This is a genomic window from Kitasatospora sp. NPDC001539 (assembly GCF_040298565.1).
GTDB lineage: Bacteria > Actinomycetota > Actinomycetes > Streptomycetales > Streptomycetaceae > Kitasatospora.
In genome coordinates, this window is sequence record NZ_JBEPAK010000071.1 from 15,528 (window position 1) to 28,238 (window position 12,711).

The 12,711-nt window shown below is 74.7% G+C and carries 8 protein-coding genes, 1 tRNA gene and 1 pseudogene; 2 read left to right on the forward strand and 8 right to left on the reverse strand.

Annotated features, from left to right (window positions below; all coding sequences use genetic code 11):
- Positions 1–30: 30 nt before the first annotated feature.
- From ABT247_RS14190 to ABT247_RS14205, 4 genes are all read right to left on the reverse strand, one after another.
- Positions 31–837 (reverse strand): hypothetical protein, encoded by an 807-nt coding sequence (locus tag ABT247_RS14190; protein ID WP_350742450.1) that lies wholly within the window; start codon positions 835–837, stop codon positions 31–33.
- Positions 834–2,690 carry a S9 family peptidase gene (locus tag ABT247_RS14195; RefSeq protein WP_350742452.1) on the reverse strand — a complete coding sequence of 619 codons (1,857 nt, stop codon included), beginning with the start codon at positions 2,688–2,690 and terminating at the stop codon, positions 834–836. Before ABT247_RS14195 ends, ABT247_RS14190 begins: the two co-directional genes overlap by 4 nt.
- Positions 2,691–2,884: 194 nt before the next feature.
- Positions 2,885–4,441 (reverse strand): MFS transporter, encoded by a 1,557-nt coding sequence (locus ABT247_RS14200; RefSeq protein WP_350742454.1) that lies wholly within the window; start codon positions 4,439–4,441, stop codon positions 2,885–2,887.
- A gap of 225 nt (positions 4,442–4,666) precedes the next feature.
- Complete coding sequence (locus ABT247_RS14205) at positions 4,667–5,044, reverse strand: nuclear transport factor 2 family protein (RefSeq protein ID WP_350742456.1); 378 nt, start codon at positions 5,042–5,044, stop codon at positions 4,667–4,669.
- A gap of 158 nt (positions 5,045–5,202) precedes the next feature.
- Between ABT247_RS14205 and ABT247_RS14210 the strand changes: the two genes are divergently transcribed.
- Positions 5,203–7,923 carry a helix-turn-helix transcriptional regulator gene (locus ABT247_RS14210; RefSeq protein WP_350742458.1) on the forward strand — a complete coding sequence of 907 codons (2,721 nt, stop codon included), beginning with the start codon at positions 5,203–5,205 and terminating at the stop codon, positions 7,921–7,923.
- A 314-nt stretch (positions 7,924–8,237) separates the two neighbouring features.
- Here the strand turns inward: ABT247_RS14210 and ABT247_RS14215 are convergent.
- The 3 genes and pseudogenes from ABT247_RS14215 to ABT247_RS14225 all read right to left on the reverse strand — a co-directional run.
- Positions 8,238–8,311, reverse strand: a tRNA-Pro gene (locus tag ABT247_RS14215).
- 100 nt (positions 8,312–8,411) lie between these two features.
- Positions 8,412–9,356, reverse strand: a complete 945-nt coding sequence (locus ABT247_RS14220) for a metallophosphoesterase (RefSeq protein WP_350742460.1) — start codon at positions 9,354–9,356, stop codon at positions 8,412–8,414.
- Between the two features lie 183 nt (positions 9,357–9,539).
- A pseudogene (locus tag ABT247_RS14225) lies at positions 9,540–10,145 on the reverse strand (CGNR zinc finger domain-containing protein); the annotation flags it as partial.
- 172 nt (positions 10,146–10,317) lie between these two features.
- Here ABT247_RS14225 and ABT247_RS14230 point away from each other — a divergent pair.
- A complete protein-coding gene (locus ABT247_RS14230; RefSeq protein ID WP_350742462.1) occupies positions 10,318–10,770 on the forward strand; it encodes a GatB/YqeY domain-containing protein in 453 nt (150 codons plus the stop codon).
- A 177-nt stretch (positions 10,771–10,947) separates the two neighbouring features.
- Here the strand turns inward: ABT247_RS14230 and ABT247_RS14235 are convergent.
- Positions 10,948–12,711, reverse strand: a 1,764-nt coding sequence (locus ABT247_RS14235; RefSeq protein ID WP_350742464.1) for a transglycosylase domain-containing protein, incomplete at its 5' end; no start/stop codon positions are given.

Consider the following 12,711-nt stretch of genomic DNA (forward strand, 5'->3'; position numbering starts at 1 on the left):
GCCGACCTCCGGCGGCCCTACCGCGTGGGCCTACCGCGTGGGTCTGGCGGGCGCGGGCGCGAGCGCCGTCGGCTTCGCCGCGGGCGGGGTGGGGGCCGGTGTGGGCGCCTGGCCCGGCTGCTGGCTCGGGCTCTGATCCGGGGTTCGGTCGGGCGCTTGGCCCTGGGGCCGGTCCGGAGTCTGCGAAGGGGCGCCCTGGTCGGCACCACCGAACGGCGTCGACGTGTCGTCGTCCCCCTCGGGGGTCGTGTCGCGGCAGTGGCTACGGCTGCCGGTGCCGCTGCCGGTGCCGTTCGAGTCGTAGTGGTCGATGTGGTGGTGCACCGTGCGACCCTTCGACCCGCTCGAACCGCTCGAACCGCTCGACCCCTTCGAACCCGACGAGCCCTTGGAACCGCTCGACCCCTTCGATCCCTTGGACCCCTTGGCCAGCTCCACCGTGCCGTCGCCCGGGCGGTACACCGCCGGGACGGCGAACGATCCGGCCCCCGCTCCCGCCTCGCCGGCCTTCGACGCCGTACCGGCCTTCGTCGCCGTACCGGCCTTCGTCGCCGTACCGGCCTTCGTCGCCGTACCGGCCTTCGTCGGCCTCGGCGCAGGGGCGGTCGCCATCGGTGCGGTGGGCATCGGTGCGGTCGGCATCGAGGCGGTCGCCGTCGGGGTGGGGGCCGTCGGCGCCGGCGCGGCCGGCCCGGTCGGCACCGCCGCCGTGGAACTCGGCAGAGCCGGGCCGACCGGCGGTGGGCAGGCCGCGTCGTCGCCCTGCGAACCCGAGCAGCCGCTGAGCACCAGCGCCCCGGCCACCGCCGCCCCCGCGAGCGTCAGCAGACGTCTCACTCAGCCCCTCCGTCGACCCCGCCGGGCATCCCGAGGTGCCGCCGGACGAAGTCGATCTCCAGCCGCAGCTGCTTGATCCGCTCCTCCACCACCAGCGAGCCGTGCCCGGCGTCGAACCGGTACACCTCGTGCGGCTTCCCGAGCCGCTCCAACTGCTGGACGTAGTTGTCGATCTGCCGGATCGGGCAGCGCGGGTCGTTCACCCCGGCGCTGATGTAGACCGGCACCCGCACCTGCTCGACGTAGGTCAGCGGCGAGGAAGCGGTGAAGCGCTCCGGCACCTCCTCCGGGGTGCCGCCGAAGAGCGTGCGGTCCAGCGACTTGAGCGCCTCCATCTCGTCCGCGTACGCGGTGTGGTAGTCCGCGACCGGCACGGCGGCCACGCCGAGCGACCAGCTCTCCGGCTGGACGCCGAGGCCCAGCAGGGTCAGGTAACCGCCCCAGCTCCCGCCGGTCAGCACCAGGCGCCGCGGATCGGCCAGTCCGCTGGCGACGGCCCACTCCCGGACGGCGGCGATGTCCTCCAGCTCGATCAGGCCGACCCGCTCGTGCAGCGCGTCCGTCCACGCCTGCCCGTAGCCGGTCGAGCCGCGGTAGTTGACCCGGACGACCGCGAAGCCGTGGTCCAGCCAGGCGGCCGGGCCGGCCGCGAAGGAGTCGCTGTCGTGGTGCGTCGGCCCGCCGTGGATGTCGAAGACGGTCGGCAGCGGTCCGTCGGCCGGGCCGCTGCCGGCCGGGCGCTGCACCAGGGCGTGCACCCGCCCGCCGGGGCCGTCCACCCAGACGTCCTCGACCGGGACGGAGCCCGGCGGCACCGGGCCGGGGGCCCGCAGCACGACCGTGCCGGCGGTGGAGCGGACGGCGGAGGGCTCGGCGGCCGAGGACCACAGGTACTCCACGGTGCCGTCCGGGCGCGGGGTCGCGCCGCCGACGGTGCCGCGCGGGGTCTCCAGACGGGTGAGCCGGCCGTCCGCGAGCGAGTACGAGAACAGCTCGCTGCGCGCCTCGTACTCGTGCTCGACCAGCAGCGCCCCGGCGCCGGGGCGCCACTGCGCGGAGACGTCGCCGGGCAGCTCGCGGCCCTGCTCGTCGCGCAGCGGGAGGGCCGTCTCGGTGCCGGTGGCGACGTCCCAGATCATCGGCTCCCAGCGGCCGGTGCGCTGGTGGGCGACCAGCATGCGGGTGTCGCCCTCGACCGGGGCGAAGCCCAGGCAGGCGACGCCGCGCGGTTCGTCCCGGCCGGTCACCTCGTCCAACTCGGCGACGGTCTCCACGCCGTCCCCGGTGAGACGGACCACGCGCAGCGCGGCGTGCATCGCGTCGCCGTGCTCGGTGTGGTCGATGGCGAGCAGGGTGCCGTCGTGGCTGAGGTCCCCGACGCCGCCGTACTCCTCGTGCCGGTAGATCTCGACCGGTTCGGCAGCGCCCGGGCGGAGCAGGTGCAGGGTGGTGCCGTCCTCGTCGGTGGAGCGGCCGACGACCACGGTGCCGTCGCGGCCGAGGGCCAGCCCGGCCGAGTAGGAGGGGGCGAGGCCGGGCACGGCCTCCTCGTCGGGGCCGCCCGCGAAGGGCTGGCGGCGCCAGACGCCGAACTCGTCGCCGTCCTGGTCGTCGAACCACCAGATCCAGGCGCCGTCCGGGGACAGCTCGGCGTCGGTGGTGCCGTTCGGGCGGTCGGTGACCTGACGGTGGGTGCCGGTGGCGCGGTCCCAGGCGTAGACCTCGTAGGTGCCGGTCGCGTTGGACACGTACAGCGCCCGGTCGGGCGCGTCCTCGGCCCAGTCCGGCAGCGACACCCGTGCCGCCCTGAACCGCTGCTCCCACGCCGGTACGGCGCTCTTCTCCTCGCTCATCCGGCCATCCAACCCGATCGGGGCGAGGGAACGGAACGGGCGGGTGGGGATCGCCCCACCCGCCCGTTCCGTTCCCCGGTGCCGGCCGGCCTCGTCCCGCGTGTCGGCAGGCACCGTTCCCGGCGTGGGCCGGCCTCGTCCCGGGTGCAGCGGGGCCCGGCGCCCCGTGTCGCCGGGCCCCGCCGCCTGAAGGTTCACGGACGCCGGGTCGTCCGCGGCAGCAGCCGGACCAGGCCCACGAGCACCAGCTCCAGCACCGCGAGCGCCGTCACGCTGCGGCCGAAGGCGGCCGTCGCGTCGCCCGCGCCGTAGTAGACCAGGCCGATCAGCGCGACCCCGACGGCGCCGCCGACCTGCTGCACGGTGGACACCACACCGGCCGCCGAACCGGCCAGCCCCGGTTCGACGGCCGCCAGGGCGACGGTGGTGACCGGGGCGATCACCAGGCCCATCCCGAGACCGTCGACGAACAGCCCGGGCGCCAGCCACCAGACGCTGCCGTCCGCCGCGCCGTAGGCGGTGAGGGCGAGCAGGCCCAGCCCGGCGGCCATCAGCAGGCCGCCGACGGTGATCGTGCGCGGCTCGCCGAGGCGGGCGGTGACCCGGTGGGTGGTGTTGGAGGTGATCAGGTAGCCGAGGCCGATGGCGGTGAACACCAGTCCGGCGCCCAACGCGTCCAGGCCGCGGCCGAGCTGGAGGTGCAGGGCGAGCACCAGGAAGAAGGAGGCCTGGCCGAGCCAGAAGGCGAGTTGGGCGAGCAGGCCCGCGCTGAAGGCGCGGCTGCGGAACAACCGGGTGTCGACCAGCGGAGCGGTGGGGGCGGGGGCGGTTCCGGTGCCGGGGGCGGTGGGCGCGCTCGTGGCGGTCGTGCGCGGGGCGGCGGCGGCTCGGACGGCGGTGCCCGTGGTGCGGTGCTGGTGGACGGCGAAGGCGGCGAGCAGCACCAGCGAGGCGGTGAGGCAGAGCCCGGTCCACAGCGGCCAGTCGAGCCCGGGCCCCTGGATCAGCGGCAGCACCAGGGCCGTCAGCCCGAGGGTGACCAGCAGTACGCCGACCGGGTCCAGCCCCGGCCGCTGCGGAGCGCGCGACTCCGGCAGGCAGCGGCGGACCAGGGCGAGCGCCACCAGGCCGATCGGCAGGTTGATCAGGAAGCAGCTGCGCCAGCCGAGGCCGAGCAGGTCCGCGCGAATCAGCAGCCCGCCGATCAGCTGACCGAACACCGCGCCGACGCCCATGGTCAGCCCGTACCGGGCGAAGGCCCGCGCCTGCGCCGCACCGCTGAACGCCGTCCGCAGGATCGCCAGCACCTGCGGACCCATCAGCGCCGCCGCCAACCCCTGGGCGACCCGGGAACCCACCAGGGCCCCGGCGGTGGGGGCGAGGCCGCAGGCGGCGGAGGCGAGGGTGAACAGGGCCAGGCCGAGCGCGAACACCCGGCGGCGGCCGTAGCGGTCGCCGAGCCGGCCGGCGGTGACCAGCCCGGCCGCCAGGGCCAGGCTGAACCCGGCCATCACCCACTGGACGGCTGCGGGGCCCGCCCCCAGATCGGCTTGCAGGGAGGGGACGGCGACGTTGACGACGAAGACGTCCAGGGCGGTCATGAAGGTGGCCGTCAGGATGACCGGCAGCAGGCCCCTGGGGGCGGTTGCTGCCGTCGCGGCCGTCGCGGCCGTCGCGGCTGTTGCGGCTGTTGCGGCCGACGTGGCCGACGTGGGTGGGGCGGACCGTCGGGCGTCCACGGAGGTGCTCATCTCGGGCTCTCCTCGAAGGGTTCGGGGCTCGGGCGTCGGGGCGCTGGGGTTCGCCGTGGGGGCTGACGCAGGGAAGCGGGGCGAGGCGGTGCGGGGCGTCGGGGCGGGACGCGGGGGGCGAGGGCCGCCGGGGCGGGACGCCGTCCGGTGCCCCGGCGACGCCCCGTGCTCCGGCGGCGGCCCGGTGCGCCGGCGTCCCGCCCCGCAGTTGCCCGGGGGCGCGGCTCAGGCGCCCGGGACGCGGTCCAGGAAGCCGTACACGGCGCCGATCCGGCCGTCCGGGGTGGCCGCGAGCACGTCGAAGCCGATGACCACCGGCTCGGCGCCGGCCGGCCCGAGGTTCCAGGTGAACCGGGCGATGTCGTGGTGCGCGTCCACCGGGCCGAGGGTGAACTCCAGCCCCGGGAACTGGGCCTGGGCGGCGCCGATCAGGGCGTCGATCGCGTCCCGGCCGACGACGGCGGCCAGCGGGTCGGTGTAGTGGCCGTCCTCGGCCCACACCTCGTCGATCAGCTTGCGGCGGGCCGCCGGGTCGGTCTCGTTCCACACCGCGAGGTAGCGCTCGGCGAGCTGCTGGAGGGCGGCGACGGTGATCTCGGTCATGGTTGTCTCCCGTGTTCCGGTGGGTGGTCGGGCGGGTCGTTCCCGCTGCTCAACCACCGTATGGACGGGGCGCGGCGACCGAATCGGTCACGTATAGGCATGGCCCTACGTACCTTGCGCCCGCGGGCGCGGCGGGGCGGCTGGGTAGGGTCGGGGGCATGCTGTACGGGAGGGAACACGAACAGGCCGCCGTGGACGGACTGTTGGCGGCGGCGGGGGACGGGCGCAGCGGGGTGCTGCTGCTGCGCGGCGAGGCGGGGATCGGCAAGACCGCGCTGCTGGACGACGCGGTGGCGCGGGCCGGGGCCCGGTTCCGGGTGATCCGCGCGGCGGGCGTCGAGTACGAGGCCGAACTGCCCTTCGCGGGGCTGAGCATGCTGCTCGCCCCCGGCCTGGACCGGCTGGACGCCCTGCCGGGGCCGCAACGGCGGGCCCTGGAAGCGGCGTTCGGGCTCGGCGACGCCTCGACCGCCACCGCGGACCGGTTGCTGGTCGGTCTCGCCACCCTCGGGCTGCTCGCCGAACTGGCGTCCGATCGGCCGCTGTTGTGCGTGGTCGACGACGTGCAGTGGCTGGACCGCGCCTCCCTGGACGCCCTGCTGCTGGCCGCCCGCCGGCTCCAGGCCGAGGGGGTCGCCCTGCTGCTCGCCGCCCGCACCGAGGGCGGCACCTCGGCGGAGCGGCGACTCGGACTCCCCGAACTGCCGGTCAGCGCCCTCGCCGAGGCCGACGCCACCCGGCTGCTGGCCGACCGGGCCGGCCCCGACCTGCCCGCCGCCGCCCGCGACCGGCTGCTCGCCGAGGCCGCCGGCAACCCGCTCGCCCTCACCGAACTCCCGGTCCCCGCCGGGCCGCAGACGGACGCCGCGGGCGGCCTGCCGCTGACCAGCCGACTGCTGATCGCCTTCCACGGCCAGGTCACCGGCCTGCCGTCGGCCACCCAGACGCTGCTGCTGGTCGCCGCCGCCGAGGAGAGCGGTGAGCTGGACGTCGTGCTGCCCGCCGCGGCCGCGCTCGGCGTCGGTGCCGAACACCTCACCCCGGCGGAACAGTCGGGCCTGGTGACGGTCACCGCCGACCGCCGGACCGCCTTCCGGCACCCGCTGCTGCGCTCCGCGATCCTGCAGCGCGCCCCGCACCACCAGCGGCTGACCGTCCACCGCACCATCGCCGAGGTGCTCCCCGAGGGCGACCGCCGCACCTGGCACCTCGCCCTGGCCGCCACCGCCCCCGACGCCGCCCTCGCCGACGCGCTGGAGCGCACCGCCGTCCGCGCCGAGCGCCGCGGCGGCCAGGGCGGCGCGGCCGCGTACGAGCGTGCCGCGCGGCTCACCCCCGACCGCGACGGCGCCACCCGCCGGCTCGTCCTCGCGGCCGAAGCCGCCACCGAGGAAGGCGACTTGGCGCGGGCCGAAGCGCTCGCGGACGAGGCCGGAGGCCGCACCGACAGTGCCCTCGCGCACGCCCTGCTGAACCAGGTCCGGGCCACCGCGCACTTCTGGCGCGGCTCGTACCCGACGGCGTACCGGCTGCTGCTCGACGCCGCCGGCACCGGCATCGAGCGCCCGCACGCGGCCCGGATGCTGTTCCAGGCCTTCCACGCCGCCTGGTACGCGGGCGAGGAGGCGGTGGTCGCCGTGCTCGACCGGCTCGCCGCCCTCCCGCTGGCCGACGACGACCCGCTGGCGCCGCTCGCCCGCCACCTGCCCGCCGCCGTCCTCCCGGCCCTCGGCAGGTCCGCCGCGGCGCCGCCGCCCGTCCGGGAGACGGCCGAGGCCGCCCGCCGGGCCGGCGCCGAGACCCCCGTCGACCTCGTCCAGCTCTGCGGCGCCACCCTCATCCTCGGCCGCGACGACGAGACCGTCGAACTCGGCGGTGAACTGGTCGCCGAGGCCCGCGCCAAGGGCACCGTCGGGGTGATGCCCACCCTGCAGTTCTTCCTCGCCGAGGCCGAGCTGTTCCACGGCCGCCACGCCGACGCCGAAGTCACCGCCACCGAGGCCCTCGCCCTCGCCCGGGACACCGGCCAGCACCAGTGGGTCAGCCAACTCAGCGCGCTGCTCGCCCTGCTGGCCGCCCTGGACGGCCGCGGCGACCACTGCGCCGAACTGGCCGCCACCGCGCTGGCCACCACCGGCCCGCAGACCGCCGCCCCCGCCGCCGGCCACCCCTGGGCCGTGTGGGCACTCGCCCTGCTCGACCTCGGCCAGGGCCGCGCCGGCGGCGCCGCGGACCGCCTCCAGCTCCTCACCACCGGCCCGCACCGGCACCACGTCGGCGCGACCCGGGCCGTCCCCGACCTGGTCGAGGCCGCCGTCCGCCTCGGCACCCCGGACCGCGCCGCCGAACCCTACGAACGCTTCGCCCGCTGGACCGCCGCCGCCGACCGCCCCTGGGCCGAAGCCCTACGCCTGCGCTGCCAGGCCCTCCTCGGCCCCGACGAACTCGCCGAACCCGCCTACCGCGCCGCCCTCGACCTCCACGCCACCGCCCACCGGCCCTTCGAACACGCCCGCACCGCCCTCCTCTACGGCGAATGGCTCCGCCGCAACCGCCGTCGCAGCGACGCCCGCCCCCACCTCCACTTCGCCCTCGAGACCTTCGACCGCCTCGCCGCCCACCCCTGGGCCACCCGCGCCCGCACCGAACTCTCCGCCACCGGCACCCCCGCCCCCGACACCCCCGCCGGCCCGTCGGCCCCCCTCACCCCGCTGACCCCTCAGGAACTCCAGATCGCCCGCCTGGCCGCCCAGGGCCTCACCAACCGCGACATCGCGGCCCAACTCTTCCTCAGCCCCCGCACCGTCGCCCACCACCTCTACAAGGCCTACCCCAAGCTCGGCATCACCTCCCGAACCGACCTCACCACCGTCCTCTGACCCGCCGCCGAACCGCGCACCACACGCCCGAGGGCCCATCGGATCTCTCCGATGGGCCCTCGGGACCGGGGCCGGCGGCGGAAACCAAATGCGCTTGCCCACCTGAAGAGCGCCTCCGGACGGCGCGGTGACCAGGACCTCGACAGTCCTTATCGTCGCTGGCCAGAGGCGCTTTTTCGCACAGGGGATCAGCGGGCCGGCGCGACGGTCATGGACGCCCTGTCCCCACCGGACCTGAGGCTCAGTCACTCCGCGAGTCGCGCACCAACGCCAGAGGGCCTACCGGATCTCTCCGATAGGCCCTCGGGACTGGGTCGGGGTGGCGGGATTTGAACCCACGGCCTCTTCGTCCCGAACGAAGCGCGCTACCAAGCTGCGCCACACCCCGGTCCTGCGGTTTGTTGCTCCGTCTCCGTCGCAACGAGTAGAACTCTACCGGACGCTCGCCGAGACACGAAATCCGGTTTCGTGCGGGCGTCCGGTGCTGGTCAGCGGGGGGCCGGGGTGAGGGTGAGGAGGGTGGCCTCGGGGGGGCAGGCGAAGCGGACGGGGGTGTAGCGGTTGGTGCCGCAGCCGGCCGAGACGTGGAGGTAGGAGCGGTGGCCGCCGGCCTGGTGGGTGGAGAGTCCCTTGACCCGGCGGGTGTCGAGGTCGCAGTTGGTGACCAGGGCGCCGTAGAAGGGGATGCAGAGCTGGCCGCCGTGGGTGTGGCCGGCCAGGATCAGCGGGTAGCGGTCGGCGGTGAAGGCGTCGAGGACGCGCAGGTAGGGGGCGTGGACGACGGCGAGCGAGAGGTCGGCGTCGGGGGAGGGGCCGCCGGCGACCTCGGAGTAGCGGTCGCGGCGGATGTGCGGGTCGTCGAGGCCGGTGAACTCCAGGTCGAGGCCGGCGACGGTGAGGCGGCCGCGGGTGTTGGTGAGATCGAGCCAGCCGGCCGCGTCGAAGCCGTCGCGGAGCTTCTCCCACGGGTTGTGGACGGCGCCGGTGATGCCGCGGCGGGCGGTGCCGTCGGGGTTGTTCATGCCGTGGGCGCCGGTGCGCATGGCCTGGAGGTAGCGGGCCGGGTTCTTGCGGGCCGGGCCGTAGTAGTCGTTGGACCCGAAGACGTAGACGCCGGGGAACTCCATGAGCGGCCCGAGCGCGTCGAGGGTGGCGGGGACGCCGAGGGGGTCGGAGAGGTTGTCCCCGGTGTTGACCACCAGGTCGGGGCGCAGGCCGGCCAGGCTCTTCAGCCAGCGCTGCTTCTTGCCCTGTCCGCTCACCATGTGGATGTCGGACACTTGCAGGACCCGCACGGGCTTGGCGCCGTGCGGGAGGACGGGGACCTCGATCCGGCGGAGGCGGAAGGCGCGCACCTCGTACCCGACGGAGTAGGCGAGGCAGGCGGCGCCGGCGGCGGCAACGCCGAGGGGAACGGAGTACAGCGGTCGCATCAGCCCATGCTCTCAGACGGTGGATCAGCTGGTGAACGTCCGGTGGCCCGGTACGGATACGGGCGCCGGGGCCGGACGGGCGGACGGTCGGGGTGACGGATCAGGGGACGGTCGGGGGGACGGATCAGCGGACGGTCGGGGTGACGGATCAGGGGACGGTGCCGCCCCCGGTGCCGGTTCCGCGGCGTCCCGCCGGGCGCGCAGGGCCCGGACCTTGTGGCGGTTGCCGCAGCGTTCCATCGAGCACCAGCGCCGCCGCCCGGGCCGCGAGGTGTCGACGAACAGCAGTTGGCAGTCGGGGGCCCCGCACTCGCGGATCCGGTCGGCGTGCGGGCCGGTGAGCAGGGCGATCGCGTCCCGGGCGAGGGTGGAGACCAGTTGCGCCCCGTCGGCGGGCAGCGGGGCGGCCGGGGTGCCGTCGGGGGCGATCTGGGGGACGAGCGGCGGGTGGGCGGCGGCCCGGTTGAGGACGGCGTGGTCGGCGGCGGGGCCGGCCGTGCCGTGGGCGCGGGCGGCGGCGAGGCGCCAGAGGGCGTCGCGCAGGGTGCGGGCCGCAGTGAGGTGGTCGGCGGAGATCCGCACGGCGTCGGCGGGCAGCCGCAGCCGGGACCGGGCGAGCCAGTCGGCGAGGTCGGACGGCTGGTGCAGCACCTCGTACCGGGCGTAGGGACCGGGGCCGCCGGTGGTGAGCAGTTCGAGGCAGAGGGCGCCCGGGTCGAAGTGGAAGCTGACGCCGCCGGGGGTCGTGAGGACCAGGCCGGTCGCCGCCTCGCGCTCTCCATCGGTCATGTAACCAGGATAAGGAGTTACGGAGCGTTGCGAGGGCGGGCGGGCGGGCAGCCGGCCGACCGGCCGACCAGCGGTCAGCCGCCCGGCCACCCCGCACCGGGCGGGCGCCGGGTCGGCGCCCTGCCCGGTTAATGGCAAGCGACCGTACTCCGCAGGTGGGAGACTCGTGCCCATGACCACGCTCAAGGAGCAGCTGCAGGAGGACCTCACGGCTGCCATCAAGGACCGGGACGAGCTGCGCTCGTCCACCATCCGGCTCACGCTGGCCGCCGTCACCGCCGAGGAGGTGGCGGGCAAGGAGAAGCGCGAGCTGTCCGACGCCGAGGTGCTGAAGGTGATCACCCGCGAGGCCAAGAAGCGCCGCGAGGCGGCCGAGGCCTTCGACAAGGGGGACCGGCCCGACCAGGCCGAGCGCGAGCGCGCCGAGGGCGAGGTGCTGGCCGGGTACCTGCCCAAGCAGCTCTCCGACGAGGAGCTGGCCTCGATCGTGGCTGCGGCGGTGGCCGAGAGCGGGGCGAGCGGCCCGCAGGCGATGGGTGCCGTGATGAAGCTGGTCAAGCCGAAGGTGGAGGGCCTGGCCGAGGGCGGCCGGGTGGCTGCCGCCGTGAAGGCCGCCCTGGCCTGAGCCGGCACCGCGCCGCACCACGACGGCGAAGGGGCGCCCCCGGTGATTCCGGGGGCGCCCCTTCGCCGTTTGCTGTCCTGCCGTGCTGTCGCGGTGTCGTCCTGCCGCGGTGCCGTGCTGTCGTGCTGCCCTGGTGCGGCGGCGCGAGGTCACCCGCGCCGCACCGCGGACGGCCTGTCAGCCGTTGCCGCCGCCGTGCTTGCCGCCGTTCCCGTTGCCGCCGCCGATGAAGCCGGGCGGGAGGGTGAACCCTCCCCCTATCACCCCACCGGGGTTGCCGTTGGGCGGGGGCGGCGGGTTCCCGGCCGGCGGCTGCGGCGGCTGCTGCTGGGTGTTCGGGTCGGCCGGCGGGGCGGTGTTCGCCGGGGGCGTGGCCGGCTGCGGGTCCGGGATGTTGGTGGTCTGGATCGGCTCCAGCGGGGTGCCCTTGAGCGCCTGGTTCATCGCCATCTGCCAGATCGGGCCGGGGCCGGTGGCGCCGAACACGTCGTCGAAGTGCTTGCCGCCGATGTTGATGTTCTTCATCTTGACGCCGCCGGCCGGGCCGCCGAGCCAGACCGCGGTGGCCAGCGACGGGGTGTAGCCGTCGAACCAGGCGGCCTTCTTCTCGTCGGTGGTGCCGGTCTTGCCCGCGATCTTGCGGCCGTCGTCCAGGCCGAGCGCGGCCGCGGTGCCCTTCTCGGTCACGTTGAGCAGGACGGTGTTGAGCGAGTCCGCGGTCTGCTCGGAGAAGGCCTGGCTGCACTGGGACTGCGGGACCTTGATGTCCTTGCCGTCCACCGTGGTGATCTTGTTGATCGCGATCGGGGTGCAGTACTTGCCGCGGGCGGCGAAGGTCGCGTAGACGTTCGCCATGGTCAGGGGGGAGAGCTCCATGGTGCCGAGCACCATCGAGGGCACCTCCTGGAACGCGTCGCCCCTGGCGGACTGGGTGATGCCCAGCTTGTTCGCCATCTGCTTCATCGCGCAGAGGCCGACCTGCTGCTCCATCTGCACGAAGTAGGTGTTGACGGAGCGGGCCATGGCCTCCTTGAGCTCGTACGGCCCGACCTCGCTGTCCTGCTCGTTCTTCACCGTGGCCTTGGGCTTGTCGGTGTTCTTCCAGGTGCCCGAGCAGGTGGACATCTGGGGGTACTCGATCTTGTTCTGGGACGGGAACGACTGGGTGTTCGACATGCCCGCCTCCAGCGCCGCCGCGGCGAGGATCGGCTTGAAGGTCGAACCGGTCTGGAAGCCGTTGCCGCCGCCCATCGAGGCGTCGACGTTCAGGTTGACGACGGTCTGGTTCTTGTTCGGGTCCAGGCCGTACGGGCGGGTCTGGGCCATCGCGAGGATCTTGCCGGTGCCGGGCTCCATCATGGTCGCCGCGGCCGACACCTGGTCCGTCACGTTGACGTTCTTGGTGACGGCGTTCTGGGCGGCGGCCTGCTTGTCCGGGTCCAGCGTGGTGTAGATGTTCAGGCCGCCGGTGTCCCAGAGCTTCTTGCGCTCCTCGGCGGACTTGCCGAAGGCCGGGTCCTGCTTGACCACGTGGCGCACGTAGTCGCAGAAGAAGCCCATGCCGGCCTGGGCGGTGATGCAGCCGTTCTGCGGGTCCTTGTACTTCAGGCCCAGTGGGGCGGCCTTCGCCTCCTTCGCCTGGTCGGCGGTGATGTGCTTGTTCTCCAGCATCTTGTCGATCACGACGTTGCGGCGCTTGACCGTGTTGTCGGGGTAGCGCACCGGGTCGTAGGACGACGGGTTCTGCACTATCCCGGCGAGGGTGGCGGCCTCCGCGATGGTGAGGTCCTTGTTGCTCTTGCTGAAGTAGCGCTGGGACGCGGCCTCGACCCCGTAGGCCTGGTGGCCGTAGAAGGTGATGTTGAGGTAGTTGGTGAGGATCTGATCCTTGGTCAGGTCCTCCTCCAGCTTGATCGCGACCTTCAGCTCCTGGATCTTGCG